The following is a 15,576-nucleotide window of genomic DNA, read 5'->3' on the forward strand; positions in this document are numbered from 1 at the left end:
CGCCACCCCTTAACTCTTAATCTTGTTTGAAGTATACTCGTACCATCCCCTGCCTGTTTTTCTGCCCAATTCACCCTTTTCCACCTTTTCAGCAACACAGGCAAACGGTTTATCGGCTGGATCTCCGGTCTCCCGATAACGCTGATCCATTACATAATAAGCGACATCCAGTCCGGACAAATCCATGAGCTCAAAAGGGCCAATTGGATGGTTCAATGCTTTCCTGCAGATAATATCGATATCTTTATAGTCTGCAATTCCCTGTTCATATAGAGCCACTGCCTCTTTTTGGAGAGCACCGAGAATGCGGTTTGCGACGAATCCGGAAATTTCCTTTTTCAGAAGGACGGCTGTCCTGTTGATTCTTTTACAGACATCCATAGCTATTTGTGCAGTTTCTTCAGACGTCTGTTCACTCATAACTACTTCCACACAATCCATTACGAGAGGCGGGAAGAAGAAATGCATATTGACGGCTTTTTCCGGCCGCTCCGTTTCACCAGCTATTAAACTATTCACGATGGTTGAACTATTGGTCGCAAAAATGGCATGTGGAGGAGCATGATGCTCCAGTTTCCTGAAGACCTCTTTTTTTACATCAAGCTTTTCGGTTACTGCTTCAATGATCAAGTCGGAGTTCCTTACACTTTCTTCAAGGCTGGCGGAAAAGCGCAGCCTATTAAATGCAGAAGCTTTAGCATCTTCAGCTAGTTTGCCCTTGGAGACCCATTTAGACATAATGGTTTGAAGCTTTGCTTCAGCATCCTGCAATGCGTTTTCGTTCAGATCCTGGATGATCGTTTCATAACCTCCCAGCGCACACAGCATTCCGATCTGGTGGCCCATCTGTCCGGCACCGATAACGGTAATTTGCTTAACATCATTTGCATTCATCTTTTGCCCTCCTTATACTGACCAGTTGGTATGTCTTAAAAATTATGTTTTAATAGATTGTTATACCTTATTTATACTGCCCGTTGATTTCCGCTGCAGTCACTTGCTTTCCGCGGGGAGGAACGGGAGCCTCCTCGGCTTCGCCTGTGGGGTCTCCCGCTCCCTCTCCTCCCGCAGGAGTCAAGTGTCTTCCGCTACAATCAACTCAGTATCTTAAAATATAGTTCCCGTCCTATGCTGTCACCTACTAAATAATAGAGACAAAGAAGAATCTTTATTTTCCCTACTTTAAAAGAATTTCGATTTACATCTCAATCCCCTTTAAGATCATTTCCGTAAATATCTCCGCCACTTCCCGGTCAGATATAGATCCATCCGAGTTGAACCACTGATAGCTCCAGTTGGTGACGCCCAGGATGCCAAAGGCAATAATCGGAGAGTTGAGATTCGCCCGGAACTCTCCTTTCTCCTTGCCTTCATCTATTAATTTTTCGATATTCAGTCTGAACTGATCTCTTTTCGGAATAATTTCCGATAAGCTTTCCTCACTGAGGTTGCGCATTTCCCTAAAAAAGACTTTCGCGCTGGCTCCCTGTGTTTTAATATTGCTGATCAGCATTTGAACAATCGCATAGAGTTTGTCTTTGCTGGATTTTGAATCATCCCCGAGAATTTCGTGCTGAAAGGCTAGCATGTCATCAATGTAGCGAAGATGGATGTCCATCAGAAGCTCTTCTTTGCTGGAAAAATAGTAATAAAACGTCCCTTTCGTCACACCGAGGCTGTCGACTATATCCTGAATAGATGTCTCGCTGAATCCTTTCTGATCAAATAGCCGGATGCTCTTTTCAGTAATTTTTTCTTTCAATGTTAGTCCCCGCTTCTGTTAGTAAATATCGACAGAATTATAACATATAAATCAGTGGTTCCGAACCTCATCCCGCAAAGCCCGCCGAAGGATTTTCCCGACATTTGTCTTTGGGAGCTCCTGGCGGAATTCAACGGCCGATGGGATTTTATAGGCAGCCAGGTTCTGCTTGCAGTATGAAATGATATCTTCTTCGGTCGAAGTTTTGCCAGCTTTCAGGACGACGAAAGCTTTTACTGTTTCACCCCGGTAAGCATCCGGGATACCAATGACTACGGCCTCCTGAACTGCAGGATGCTCATAGAGCACTTCCTCAATATCGCGAGGATAAATATTATACCCGCTTGCAATAATCAGGTCTTTCTTACGGTCGACAATATATAGGAAACCGTCCTCATCCATTCTAGCAATATCACCGGTGTAGAGCCATCCATCAAGTAATGTGACGGCCGTCTCCTCCGGCATATTCCAATATCCTTTCATGATCTGGGGTCCTTTAATGATGACCTCACCGAGTTCTCCATTCGGAACTTCTTCTGTTCCGGTGGCCAAATCGACTACCTTATAATCAGTTGAAGGAAAACCGATTCCGACGCTTCCGGGCTTTCGTTCTGAAAAAGGCGGATTGCAGTGGGTTACTGGGGAAGCTTCGGATAAGCCATAGCCTTCGAGTATTTTTGCTCCTGTCTTTCTTTCAAAATCGCGCAGCAGTTCGACAGGCATTGGCGCGCTTCCGCTATTGCACGTTTCAATGCTATCAATCCCATATTCCTCTGCGCGCGGATGATTGGTGATTGCCACATACATGGTCGGAACACCCGGAAATACAGATGGCTGCTCATTTTTAATCGTATTAAGAACTTCCTCCAAATCAAAGCGTGGCAATAATATAGATTCATTGGCTGTATAAATGGCAAAGTTCATGCAGGCAGTCATACCAAAAACGTGGAACAGCGGAATGACGGTTAAGAATTTTTCCCCGCCTATTTTGGTTCTTTCTTTAAAAAATTCATAGGACTGAACCACATTTGCGAGAACATTGTAATGAGTCAGCATGGCCCCTTTAGATCGGCCCGTTGTACCGCCTGTATATTGAAGGACGGCTATATCCTGTTCAGGCTCAATGTTGACCGGGGTGAATTGCCCCTTGCCTTCATGTAAAAAATCTTCAAACGTTTTATCAGGAGAAAAATCTGCATCTGATTGCTGAAGGCTGACAACAATTATATTTCTTAATTTCGTTTTGCTCTGTACTCCCTTTACGCGTGGATATAAAGCATCAAAAACGACAAGGGTTTCAGCACCGGAATCATTCATGATATACTCAAGCTCGCGCTCAACCAGCATCGGGTTCACCTGAGTAACGATCGCGCCTGCTGCAAGGGTGCCATAATACGCAATCACATATTGCGGGCAATTGGGCAGCATGATGGCAACACGGCCGCCTTTTTGAACACCATTTTTCTGCAGGGATGCAGCAAATCCATAGACAGCTTTTTGAAGTTCCGTATAAAGCATTTTCCGGCCATAAAAAGATAAAGCTGTATTCTGCGGATACATCGCTGTCACTTCCTGCAGCATCTCAGGCATCGACTTGCTCGGAATGTTTACTTCGGATGCAATTGATTCAGGATAGCGGGCATGCCAGGTTTTCTTTTCACTCATTCTTAATCCCTCCAAAGTTTACCGTTTTTACATTGCATGCGTTCCGCCATCGACGATTAATACGTCTCCCGTCACATAATTTGACGCATTGGAAGCCAGGAACAAAGCGGCGCCTTTCAAATCATCATCAGAGCCAAAGCGCCTGAGAGGTGTTGCCTCCAGAATTGGGTTTTTCCCCTGCTCAATAATCGCCGCTGACATTTTTGTAGGGAAAAAACCTGGCGCAATGGCATTTACATTGATGCCATACCTGCCCCATTTTACAGCCAGATCCTTTGTCATCGTAATAACAGCGCCTTTACTTGTGTTATAGCCGATCGTATCCATCACCCGGGGGTCAGTGCCCCCAAGTCCGGCAACAGAGGCAATATTAATGATCTTTCCGGACCTTTGCTCAATCATGATCTTACCAGCAGCCTGGCTCATTAAGAACGTCCCTGTCACATTCACATTGATAACTTTTTGCCAGGCATCAAGCGGCATCTCCTCGGCAGGTGCTCCCCACGTGGCACCGCTGTTGTTGACAAGAATATCAATGCTGCCAAATTCCTTAACCGTTTCTTCGATCACTTTATGGACGTCCTCCGGTTTGCTTATGTCACAGGATAGAGCTAAAGTTTTCACTCCAAGTTTGGCGAGACGATCAGCTGTTTCCTGACATGCCTCCACCTTTCTTGAACAAAGAATGATATTTGCGCCTGCCTCGGCAAAGCCTTCCGCAATCTGGGCACCCAGCCCTCGACCTCCTCCAGTTATCAGTGCTGTTTTCCCGGTTAGGTCAAATAAATCCATCACGTTCATATGACTCCCTGCTTTCTCCTATTGGTATTTTTTCAGCTCAAGCTTAGCAATCTGTGCCCGATGGACCTCATCTGGCCCGTCTGCCAGCCTCAGCGTCCTGGCATTTGCCCACAGGGCCGCAAGCGGAACATCCTCAGAGACTCCTGCGGCACCAAAAGACTGAATCGCACGGTCAATTACCTTAAGAGCCATGGATGGGGCCACAACTTTGATCATAGCAATCTCCGTTTTTGCCACTTTATTGCCGGCTGTATCCATCATATAGGCCGCTTTAAGCGTTAATAGTCTTGCCTGCTCAATTTCAATTCGGGAATCCGCAATCCATTCCCGGATGACTCCCTGACTGGAGAGCGGTTTTCCAAAAGCGATGCGATTTTGTACACGCTTACATAATTCATCAAGAGCGCGCTCTGCTGCTCCAATTAGCCTCATGCAATGATGGATGCGTCCCGGACCAAGCCTTCCCTGTGCAATGGCAAACCCTTTCCCTTCACCCCAAATCATATTTTCAGCAGGAACTCTGACATTGTCGTATGTAATTTCAGCATGGCCATGGGGAGCGTGATCATAGCCAAACACCGGAAGCATCCTCTCTATTTTTACTCCTGGCGTATCCAAAGGAACAAGAATCATAGATTGCTGTTCATGACGGCTGGCAGCAGGATCGGTTTTTCCCATAACGATCGCTATCCTGCATCTCGGATCTCCTGCACCTGAGGACCACCACTTCCGTCCATTTATGACATACTCTGTACCTTGCCTTTCAATCCGGGCTTCAATATTTGTGGCATCAGAAGAGGCAACATCCGGCTCTGTCATGGAAAAACATGATCGTATTTCTCCTTTTAGCAGCGGCTGCAGCCAATAACTCTTTTGCTGATCGGTGCCATACCTTGCGAGCACTTCCATGTTGCCGGTATCAGGTGCATTGCAATTGAAGATCTCCGGTGCAATCATCGAACGTCCCATGATTTCGCATAGCGGAGCATATTCCACGTTCGTGAGTCCTGCGCCATACTCGCTTTCCGGTAAAAATAAGTTCCATAACCCGGCATCCTTCGCCTTGCGTTTCAGCTCTTCCATAATGGGCGGAATAGCATTCCATCGGTTTTCCTGTTCTTTCAATTGCTGTTCATACAATGATTCGTTCGGATAAACGTTTTCATCCATAAACAAGTTTAATTTCCTTATAAGCTCCTGCACTTTTGATGAGTATGAAAAATCCACTTCCATCCCTCCTCCACTAACTGACCGGTCGGTATGCTACAAGTTTAGTATAAACAATCATGGAAAAAATTCAACTTATTTTCAGAAAATTTTTTAATTTAATAATTTCAACTCCTAACAAAAGCACTGTTTTTATTGAGACAGAATGTAGGGAATTTTTGCTAGTTAGAAACCATTCTATTTCGTTCCCCGAATTATATTAGAACTATGCACCTACATTTACTGCTTTTAAAACAATTTAACCTTTAAACTCCTCAATTTATACTATTCTAAATTTTTTGACACTTAAAACAGTCTTCATCTATTATTGATTTGAAATTAATAGAGGAGGAACTTAGCCGATGAAAAAATTAGTAAATAAACGCACTATTCCTGTACTCCTGTCTGCTGCTTTATTGGCTGCACCCGCAGTTCAGGCAGAAACTCCCTATTACGGGAAATCATACAGCCAGCCTGAACAAGTAAGACATCTCTTTCCTGACATCGAGGTAAAAGACAAGACTCCTGCCTTTTCAAGGGACGGTGATGCATTTACTTCTCAAGAAGAAATGATGTCTTACATAAACCAGCTCGAAGCTAAAAGTCCTTTCCTGACTGTTAAAACAATCGGAACATCCCAAGAAGGCCGTGAAATACCAGCCCTTTATTTCACAAAGGATAAACATATAAGATCAGGCTATTTATCAAAAAAGCCGATTGTGTGGGTTCAGAGCCAGATCCATGGCAATGAGCCTGCCAGCGGAGAATCAATCCTGGCCTTGGCCAACAGGCTTGCCGGGGAGTTAGGCAAGGAAATTTTGGACGATATCAATGTCATTGTCATACCAAGAGTCAATCCTGATGGATCCTATGCTTTTAAAAGACAGCTTGCCGACGGTCTTGACGGAAATCGCGATCATATAAAACTTGAATCTCCAGAGGTACAGGCCATTCATGCAGAATTTAATAAATATTCACCGGAAGTGGTGATCGATGCTCATGAATATTCCGTGTACAGCAGTGCTTTTAATCAAGTTGGTGAACAGGGCGCGTTGAAGTATCACGATATTCTGATCCAATCTGGCCGAAACCTCAATATCCCTGAAAAAATCCGTCAGGCATCTGACAGTTTATTCGTCGAACCTGCAATGGAAGAGCTTGAGAATAATGGCATCTCCGCAGAAATTTACTATACAGCAGGCCTTGATGACCAAGGTGAAATTGAAATAATCGAGGGCTCCACTGAACCAAGAATTGGCCGGAATTCATTCGGACTTCAGCCTGCATTCTCCTTCCTGGTAGAGAGCAGAGGCATTGGCATCGGCCGAGAAGATTTTGCGCGCCGGGTGAACGCCCAAATTGCGACCCATGAAAGCATTCTTAAGCAAACGGCCAGTCATGCAAGACAAATTAAAAATCTGGTAGCATTTGAAAGACTTAATCTTATTAAAAAAGGCCTAAAACCAAATGACAATGACCCAATAATTATTGATAGCGAAAATAAAGAGATTGAGAATGAGACTCTTGAAATGGTGGACATTGCAACAGGCACTGTTCAGGATATCCCTGTTAAATACTTAAGTGCAACCGACGCAGAACCCACATTGGTAAGAGATAGACCTACTGCCTATCTGATTAAACCAGGTCATGAGGAAATTGCGGAAAAATTAAAGGATCAAGGGTTAAAGGGCTTTAAACTTCCGAAAGATGTAAGCCTTCCAGCTGAAGCCTTTACAGTTACTTCTAAGGAAGGTGCAGGGAATTACGAAGGCAGGGATCTTGCAGAAGTTGAAACTGAGCTGACTAAGAAGAACATTAGCTTCCCGAAAGGCACTTATGTATTTCTTACAGCTCAGCCTCAAACAAATCTGCTTTCCCTCTCCCTGGAGCCTGAATCAGTAGACAGTTATACGACCTTCGGCTACGTCCCTTCTGAAGTTGGGAAGGAATTGCCGATTTACCGTTTTACCATTGATCCAAAGAAATCAAACATGAAACCATTTATGAAATAAATAAAAAGGAGGCTGTCGCATATGTCAGCCTCTCTGGGTTGTTTCAGCTTTCCTTCAAAGACAGCAGTATAGCCATTGGCTTCTTTTTTAATGGCTCTATTAAATTTAAATGTTGATTTTTAAGTAATAAATTAGGGGAACCATCATTAGTCGAGGTTCCCCTTTTTTTTCAGCTAATGCCCCCGTTTGTCCAACAAGGAAACAGAACGGCTGTCTCTAAAAAGACAGCCGTCCAGTCTGAAATTTCAGCGTGTTTAGATAAGAGATATTGTTTCTCTATATATGCCAGCATATTGTCTGTTTATTTAATTTTCTCCGCCAACTCTAAAATAATTCCCTCTGGACCACGAATGTAGCATAACTTATAACTTTCTTCATATTGCTGTATCTCGCTAAAGATTTCCGTGCCCTTCTTTTTCAATTTTGCAACAATAGCTTCAATATCTTCAACAGCAAAGCAAATATGCCGGATACCCGGCGTATTTGCAAAAGGTTGCTGAATATCTCTTTCATCTGACGGCGTATAAAATTTGACTAGCTCTATCCATGCCTGACCATCCGGCATCCCTAATCCAACACATGCCGTTTTAACATCATTAAGCCCAACTATTCTGTCCAACTGTTCTCCATCCAATTCCCATTCCGCTTGTACTTCAAGTCCTAAATCAAGAAAAAACGCTTTAGCCTCTGAAAGATCATTTACGTTTATACTCACATGATCAATTCTATTGATCTTCATATCTAATACCTCCTCCGAGATCATGTGCTCTTCACAGAATTATTCAACAAACCATTTGCAGATTCCTACCATGATAGTTAAATAAGCACTATACAGCGAATTTTGATATAAACTATCAGTATCTGCCACAATTTGTCCTCTAAATATTATCCTTTAGCCAATCGGCGTCCTTTTTCCTTTATTAACCCTGCGCCCATCAGTCCAATCAATGAAAAGATGACCGGAATAATAAATCCATACTGGTATCCTGCTTCAAATGTATCCAAAACTTTTCCGAAAATAAATGGCAGCAAAACTGCGCTCAGAAAGCCTCCAGTGTTGGCGAAACCTGAAACGACACCCACATCCCGGATGTCAAATGATTTTCTGACAATCGCGAACGTCAGCGTACTTGCCCCATTCCCATAACCCATGATCAGGAAAAGGACAATCACGAGCGGATATGGAGGTTTGCCCTGGAATAAAAGAAATAATGCCCAACCCAGTACGACGATTATGTGGGCAAAAAGATAAGGGCGTTTGATGCTGCCCATCCGTCCTGATATGAAGCTCATTAACGGAGCACCGATGATTGCCCCAATCAGTCCAATCATAACTAGCTGACTGGATTCAGAACGGGTCAGATCATACATTTCCATTCCATATGGCACTGCCCATGAACCGATGAAGCCAACATAAGTGCCAACCACGCCAAAATGACACAAAAACGTGGCCCATGCCTGACGGTCAGAAAAAACTCTCTTTAATATGTTGGCTGTTTTCTCTGCTGGCTCCTTCTTACCTTTTGATTTCTTAGGTTCGATTCCCATCCGGGAAGGCTGCAAAATTAAAATGAAATACAGCAATATGGCGAGGATGGTCAAAATAATGCCCACCGCCAAAAACGGAATGCGCCAGCCCCAAATGGAAATCCAAATGGAAAATGGCACAGTCGCGAGCAAAAATCCAAAGCTCCCGGACATGCCCGCAAAACCAAGCAATTTTACAAATTCATTTACCTTAAACCATCTGCCTAAAATGATGACAACATTAATCCAGATCGTCGCATCACCTATTCCGACTAGCATTCTTGCCGCGAAAAGGATGTATTCATTTGCAGCAAAGCTGAATAATAAAGTGCCGATTCCGTTTAGAAGGGTTCCGGCGATTAAAAATACATTAGGGCCAAAACGGTCGGATAATATTCCAATGGGAACCTGCAGGCTGGCATAGGCAAAAAATTGGATGCTAGTCAGGAGCCCAATGGCCGCAGCTGTCACACCGAATTCCCTCATTAATTGATCAGTAATTAAGCCAGGAGCTGTTCTTTGACTCACGATTAAGAAGTATGTAAATAAGACCGCGCCAAAGACAAACCACCTGTATTTGCTGTTATGTTTCTCCACTGCCCTCTGCTCCTATTTTCTAAAGAATACCCTCCATTATACGCTAAAAAAAGGCACCTGTCCTCCACTGCGTTAAAGCAGTGGAATACAGGTGCCTATGACTTTGTTATTCTTTTACAAGATCCTTTGTGCTTCTTACTGTATCGATCGGGCGGACATAGCTTTCAATTTGCTCCCTTTTTGGCTCCAGGAATGGCGGGAGTGAGAGTTTTTCCCCAAGTGTTTCATAAGGCTCGTCACCCATGAATCCAGGACCATCCGTCGCGAATTCAAATAAAATCTGCGGAGCAACCCGGGAATATAAAGAACCGAAGAAGAAGCGATCTACAAATCCTGATGTCTGGAAACCAAAGCCTCTCAAATGCTGATCCCATTCTTCGAGAACAGACTTATCTTCCACGCGGAATGCTGCGTGATGGACTGTTCCATACCCCTGGCGTGCCTGAGGAAGCGACTGGTTATATTCTACTACCACCTGTGCTCCATTTCCTCCTTCACCCACTTCGAATAAATGGAAATCTCCTTCGTTAGCAATTTCCTTAAAGTGCAGCACCTTTTCCATCATTTCCTTAAAATAATCAAATTGAGCTACCCTTACAAAAAGCGGCCCGAGACCAGTGATCGCGTATTCAAGCGGAATGGGCCCTTTCTGCCAGGGTGTGCCTGATGGTATTCCCCTATTGGTTTCATCCGAGATCAATTGGTATTTTTGATCATCGAAATCTGAGAATGACAGTGTTTTCTTGCCGAACTGCTCCTTGATCCCTGAATGTGGAACCTCTAAAAGGTCAAACCGCTTTACCCAATAATCGAGTGCTTCATCTGTCGGAACCCGGAATGACGTTTTCGAAATTTCATCCGTACCATGAGATCCCTGCGGAATACCAGGAAAATCAAAAAATGTCATATCTGTTCCTGGACTTCCTGTGTCATCTGCAAAAAATAAGTGATACGTTTGAATGTCATCCTGATTTACCGTCTTCTTTACTAAACGCATTCCTAATGTATAAGTGAAAAACTCATAATTTTTCTCAGCACTGCTTGTAATAGCTGTAACATGGTGAATACCTTTTAGTTGATTCAATTGTACTTCCTCCCCGTTTTAATTTATCTTAAAATAAAATATCTTTAATTCGAGATAATTTTATTTTAGCACGTCTTACTGATGGTGTCAAAATATACCGGGGTTTTAGAAAAAGGACTTAATGATGTCTTCTTCATGATTGCATTCCTTGCAGATGTATTCAATCTCCAGTGCATCCTCCCTGGCGATGTGGACAGTTTCTTTTCCGCAGACTTCGCAATATCTCATTTCCGTAATCTCTTTCATTATTACATCTCCTGTTAATGTGTCGTTTATCTTGGTTTAACCAGAATTTTGATTTCTAAACGCAAAAAAACCAGCTCCTCCTGGGAACTGGTTTAATTTACGTATGTACAGCCGCCATTGCCGTAAATAAGGATAAGAAAGTTTTAAACCACCACTCCTCAAAGTGGGTGTTCGCAGAAACATTCCTGCCTGTCCTCCTTGTCATATAGACGGAGGCCTGTCATTCCCGTTTCAATGTAAAACTCCCTGTTACAGCTTAAAGGTTAAAACTTTATTATGATTACGAACAATGCAGCTTGTATTTATATATTAACGGATACTGGCGGATTTTTCAATGGGCATGCTCAGTCTTTTTATTGTACGAAAAACAAATTTTAAAAAAGGGGTTGAATAATTATTGGTGAATAAATTTTACACCAGCCAACCAATCGGAGGATTATTAATGAAACAAAATCCTATTATTTTATCTATTATTACCATCTCACTTTTAATCGGATGTTCAAAAGATGCAGCATATGAATTTGACCTGAATCAGCTGACTAGAGTTGACATCTTAGAAGAAAAAAGTGAAAAAGAGTTGATTATAACTGATAAAGAAAAGATTAAATCCTTAAGAAACATAATCTCAAGAATTGAATGGGAGGCAGACATAAAGCCCCAAATGGCTGAAATGAAAAAGAAGATGTGATAGCCACTTTATTCTTTACTTATGACAGAGATATGCCAGAGAGATTGACTGGGTACTCCATATGGTTCAGCAAGAAAGATGGATCTGCAGAGATTTTTCGCAGAGAAAAAAATGCATTAGGAACCTTAGACAAAGAAAATGCCCAAGCCCTGAAAGAACTAATGATTAATAGCTAAAAAATGAAAATTTCACTGTTTTAGTTTTGTTCTGCTTTGGGCTTCATGACTCCTTTATGGCGACCGTTTTCTCCGCATCCTCTTGATTTTGGGCTTCATGCCCCCTCTATGGCGACCGTTTTCTCCTGGCCTCTCCATTTTTGGGCTTCATGACTCCTCTTTGACGACCATTTTCTCCTCTCTTCTCCTTTTTTGGGCTCCATAATCCACCTATGACTTGAATCCATAGCACCCACTTTCGTCCTCAGCATTCCCCTGCCAATTCCGGCCATTTTGTAATACATTTCCCACTTTTAACAAATACTTTTTAAATAGTACGAATGAATAGGTGGTGCAGAATGGACAGAGAAAAATTTACTTTTTACCTGGATGAAAAGGAAATCGAAGCAAAATCGGGTCAGTCGATTTTTGAAGCGGCGCGGGAACACAACCATTTTCTCCCGGGGATTTGTTCTTCCCAGCCTGATCTGGGTGTTGGCGTCATTCAGACGTGCGATACCTGCTACGTAGAGATTGATGGCGAGCTGAAGCGGTCTTGTGCGACAAAGGCTGAGACGAATATGAAGGTAAGTTCTGTGTCAGAGCTGGCCAAGGAAGCCCAGCTTGAGGGAATGTCCCGCATCTTGAAAAATCATGAGCTATACTGTACGGTTTGCGATAACAATAACGGAAATTGTGTAGTGCATAATACAGCGGAACATTTTAAGATTGAGCACCAGAAGTATGAATTTAAACCAAAGCCCTACCCTCAGGATACTTCGAATCCCTTTTACCGGTATGAGCCGGATCAGTGCATTCTTTGCGGGCTGTGTGTGGAGGCGTGCCAGGATCTGCAGGTGAGCGAGGTTCTAAGCATCGCCTGGGACCGGGAGCAGCCGCGCGTGATTTGGGATAATGATGTGCCGATAAATGAATCCTCCTGCGTATCCTGCGGGCATTGTGTGACAGTGTGCCCCTGCAATGCATTAATGGAGAAATCGATGCTCGGCAAAGCCGGCTATCTCACGAATATTCCAAAGCCTCTTCTTGAGCCGATGATTGATTTAACGAAAGAAGTTGAGCCTGGGTATAAAGAGATATTTGCTATTTCCAATGTAGAGGCAGCGATGCGGGAAGCCCGTATTAAGCGGACAAAAACGGTCTGTACGTATTGCGGGGTCGGCTGCAGCTTCGAGGTTTGGACGAAAGACAGGGAAATTCTCAAAATCCAGCCGTCGCCTGAAGCTCCTGTTAATGGAATTTCGACATGTGTGAAAGGAAAATTCGGCTGGAGCTTTGTGAACAGCAAAGAACGCCTCACCAAACCTCTAATCAGAAAAGGGGAAAAATTCTTTGAAGCCACATGGGATGAGGCCCTATCTCTTATTGCGGAGAAATTCACTGACATCAAAGAAGAGAATGGACCGGATGCCCTCGGTTTTATCGCATCTTCCAAGTGTTCCAACGAGGAAAACTATCTGTTCCAAAAGCTTGCCAGAGCCATTTTTAAAACGAACAATATTGATAATTGTTCAAGATACTGTCAGACACCTGCCTCCATGGGTCTTATCCGCACAGTCGGCATCGGCGGTGACTCCGGTACGATGAAGGATATCGCAAGCTCGGATTTAATCATTGTTGTCGGTGCGAACCCGGCAGAATCACATCCTGTTCTCGCAACCCGAATCAAACGGGCGCATAAATTGGCGGATCAGAAGCTGATTGTAGCTGACCTTCGAAAAAATGATTTGGCAGAGCGGGCTGATTTGCATATCCACCCGAAGCCGGGGACCGATCTGGTATGGCTTTCCGCTGTCACAAAATACTTTATCGACCAGGGCTGGGAAGACAGCGAATTTCTTTACTCTCGTGTAAACCATGTGCATGAATATAAAAAGTCCCTTGAAAAATTTACACTCGATTATGCTGAAGAAGTTACCGGGATTTCAAAGGAAACTTTAATCAAAATTGCTGAAATGATTCATAATGCAAACGGTACTTGCATTTTATGGGCCATGGGTGTTACGCAGCACTTAGGCGGCACGGATACAAGCACCGCGATCAGCAACCTGCTTTTAGTTACAGGCAATTTTGGCAAGCCTGGTGCGGGAGCCTACCCGCTGCGCGGCCACAATAACGTCCAGGGTGCGAGTGATTTTGGCACCATGCCTACCTGGCTTCCAGGTTATCAGCCAATAGAAAATGATGAAATCCGCACCCGCTTTGAACAAGCCTGGGGCACCGAACTCCCTAAAAACCCTGGTCTCAACAACCATCAGATTGTAGAGGCCATCCAGGCTGGAAAAGTAAAGGGCATGTATCTTTTTGGGGAAGAAATGGGCCTTGTGGATTCGAATATCAATTATGTTCACGAAGCCTTTGAAAAACTGGATTTCTTTGTCGTGCAGGATATATTTTTTTCCAAGACAGCCCAATTTGCGGATGTGATTCTGCCGGCAGCGCCAAGCCTTGAAAAAGACGGAACCTTCACGAATACAGAGCGGCGTATCCAGCGATTTAATAAAGTTTTCGAGCCGCTCGGTGACAGCAAACCGGATTGGCTCATCTTTCAGGAGCTTGCCAACGAGCTTGGCGCAAAGTGGCATTATAAAGACCCAGGTGAAATCATGGATGAAGCCGCTAAGCTTTCGCCTGTGTTTGCCGGTGTCAGCTACAAGCGCCTTGAAAACTGGGAAAGCCTTGTTTGGCCTGTTGCCCCGGATGGAACGGATACACCTTTACTTTACAAGGAAAAGTTTCATTTTCCGGATGGAAAAGCCCGCTTAATTACCGTGGATTGGACTCCTCCTTTTGAAGCCGGAGAAGAATATGACCTTCATTTGAACAACGGAAGAATTCTGGAGCATTTCCATGAAGGCAACATGACCTATCAATCCGAAGGCATTTCATATAAGGTGCCGGAGCTATGGCTGGAGGTTTCTCCTGAGCTGGCAGACGAACGGAATATCAAAACCGGCAGTCTTGTGCGCCTCACCTCCCCTTATGGCCATGTCAAAGTAAAAGTGTGGGTGACAGATCAGGTCAAGGGAAAAGAACTGTATTTGCCGATGCATACCACTGAAGGAATGGGAGCAGTCAATAAGCTGACCAGCAGCTATCATGACAAAATTACACATACGCCCAACTACAAGGAAATGCAGGTAAAAATGGAAGTGCTGGAACGGGACGGCGATTCACCGCTTCCTCACCACAACTTCCGGTTTGGCAGCCCGCAGCCGCATATTGGCGTAGAAACAGAGAAAAAATGGAGCCGGGACGACTTCATCTCCATTCCGGAAATGCTGAAAAAGGAGGGTATCTACGATGGCGAAAGCGATCAAGCAAATTGAACTGGTTCAGCCTTCGGCCCAGGAAGAACAAGCGCAGGATATAGCTGGTCTTTTAACGCAGCTTAGCCAGAACCGGGAGGCCATCTCAAGTGCCATCGATATTATCGGACAGCTGCAAAAGTCTGGAATTCTTGATATTTTTCAAGGATTTCTGCATTCGAAAGAAAAAGTGGCTGCCATTGCGATTGACCAGGTTAACCAGCCGAACATGCACAATATCATCCGCAACGGTTTTAATACCGTCGATTTTCTTGGCTCCCTCGATCCCCAGCAGATGAATATCATGATGAGTGCTGTCACTAAGGGTCTTGATGAATCTGCAGAAGTGATGAAAAGGAATGAAAAGACCGGTGTGCTCGGGCTTATGAAAGCCTTGCGCGATCCTGATATTAATCTGGCCATCAATTCTATGCTTGGTTTTCTTAAAGGAATGGGCAGGGAAATGGGCAAAGAGCACAGTCATTATAAAACAGGAGAGTGATT

At 44.0% G+C, this 15,576-nt stretch carries 13 protein-coding genes and 1 other RNA gene; 4 read left to right on the forward strand and 10 right to left on the reverse strand.

The annotated features are described in order from the left end of the window. Positions 1 to 9 precede the first annotated feature (9 nt). The 5 genes from ACXAD1_RS11740 to ACXAD1_RS11760 all read right to left on the reverse strand — a co-directional run bounded on the left by ACXAD1_RS11740 (position 10) and on the right by ACXAD1_RS11760 (position 5,455). Entirely contained in the window at positions 10 to 894 is an 885-nt protein-coding gene (locus ACXAD1_RS11740) for a 3-hydroxyacyl-CoA dehydrogenase family protein (RefSeq protein ID WP_370225130.1), read from the reverse strand. Positions 895 to 1,198: 304 nt separating this feature from the next. After that, the gene (locus ACXAD1_RS11745) at positions 1,199 to 1,762 is read right to left on the reverse strand and encodes a TetR/AcrR family transcriptional regulator (protein WP_474910087.1); all 564 of its coding nucleotides are present in this window, start codon (positions 1,760 to 1,762) and stop codon (positions 1,199 to 1,201) included. A 51-nt stretch (positions 1,763 to 1,813) separates the two neighbouring features. Then, the gene (locus ACXAD1_RS11750; protein WP_474910088.1) at positions 1,814 to 3,427 is read right to left on the reverse strand and encodes a long-chain-fatty-acid--CoA ligase; all 1,614 of its coding nucleotides are present in this window, start codon (positions 3,425 to 3,427) and stop codon (positions 1,814 to 1,816) included. A gap of 27 nt (positions 3,428 to 3,454) precedes the next feature. Next, positions 3,455 to 4,228, reverse strand: a complete 774-nt coding sequence (locus tag ACXAD1_RS11755; RefSeq protein WP_206839496.1) for an SDR family oxidoreductase — start codon at positions 4,226 to 4,228, stop codon at positions 3,455 to 3,457. An 18-nt stretch (positions 4,229 to 4,246) separates the two neighbouring features. After that, positions 4,247 to 5,455, reverse strand: a complete 1,209-nt coding sequence (locus tag ACXAD1_RS11760) for an acyl-CoA dehydrogenase (protein WP_206839495.1) — start codon at positions 5,453 to 5,455, stop codon at positions 4,247 to 4,249. Positions 5,456 to 5,796: 341 nt separating this feature from the next. On the opposite strand from ACXAD1_RS11760, the gene ACXAD1_RS11765 reads away from it, so the two are divergent. Beyond that, the gene (locus ACXAD1_RS11765) at positions 5,797 to 7,446 is read left to right on the forward strand and encodes a M14 family metallopeptidase (protein WP_206839494.1); all 1,650 of its coding nucleotides are present in this window, start codon (positions 5,797 to 5,799) and stop codon (positions 7,444 to 7,446) included. A 301-nt stretch (positions 7,447 to 7,747) separates the two neighbouring features. Here ACXAD1_RS11765 and ACXAD1_RS11770 read toward each other — a convergent pair whose 3' ends face one another. From ACXAD1_RS11770 to ssrS, 5 genes are all read right to left on the reverse strand, one after another. After that, complete coding sequence (locus ACXAD1_RS11770) at positions 7,748 to 8,185, reverse strand: VOC family protein (RefSeq protein ID WP_474910089.1); 438 nt, start codon at positions 8,183 to 8,185, stop codon at positions 7,748 to 7,750. 146 nt (positions 8,186 to 8,331) lie between these two features. Then, positions 8,332 to 9,570: an MFS transporter gene (locus tag ACXAD1_RS11775; protein WP_474910090.1), complete on the reverse strand. Its 1,239-nt coding sequence runs from the start codon at positions 9,568 to 9,570 to the stop codon at positions 8,332 to 8,334. A 106-nt stretch (positions 9,571 to 9,676) separates the two neighbouring features. Beyond that, positions 9,677 to 10,654: a ring-cleaving dioxygenase gene (locus tag ACXAD1_RS11780; protein WP_474910091.1), complete on the reverse strand. Its 978-nt coding sequence runs from the start codon at positions 10,652 to 10,654 to the stop codon at positions 9,677 to 9,679. 105 nt (positions 10,655 to 10,759) lie between these two features. Continuing rightward, positions 10,760 to 10,900 carry a hypothetical protein gene (locus tag ACXAD1_RS11785; protein ID WP_206839489.1) on the reverse strand — a complete coding sequence of 47 codons (141 nt, stop codon included), beginning with the start codon at positions 10,898 to 10,900 and terminating at the stop codon, positions 10,760 to 10,762. A 104-nt stretch (positions 10,901 to 11,004) separates the two neighbouring features. After that, positions 11,005 to 11,201, reverse strand: a non-coding RNA gene (gene ssrS / locus ACXAD1_RS11790) — 6S RNA. A 141-nt stretch (positions 11,202 to 11,342) separates the two neighbouring features. On the opposite strand from ssrS, the gene ACXAD1_RS11795 reads away from it, so the two are divergent. From ACXAD1_RS11795 to ACXAD1_RS11805, 3 genes are all read left to right on the forward strand, one after another. Beyond that, entirely contained in the window at positions 11,343 to 11,588 is a 246-nt protein-coding gene (locus ACXAD1_RS11795) for a hypothetical protein (RefSeq protein ID WP_474910092.1), read from the forward strand. A gap of 514 nt (positions 11,589 to 12,102) precedes the next feature. Next, a complete protein-coding gene (gene fdhF / locus ACXAD1_RS11800) occupies positions 12,103 to 15,093 on the forward strand; it encodes a formate dehydrogenase subunit alpha (RefSeq protein WP_474910093.1) in 2,991 nt (996 codons plus the stop codon). Then, on the forward strand, positions 15,068 to 15,574 hold the full coding sequence (locus tag ACXAD1_RS11805) for a helical membrane plugin domain-containing protein (RefSeq protein ID WP_474910094.1): 507 nt from the start codon (positions 15,068 to 15,070) through the stop codon (positions 15,572 to 15,574). The genes fdhF and ACXAD1_RS11805 overlap by 26 nt, the downstream gene beginning before the upstream one ends. Positions 15,575 to 15,576: the final 2 nt, after the last annotated feature.

The sequence above is a fragment of the Cytobacillus sp. ABV4_503 genome (assembly GCF_056158445.1).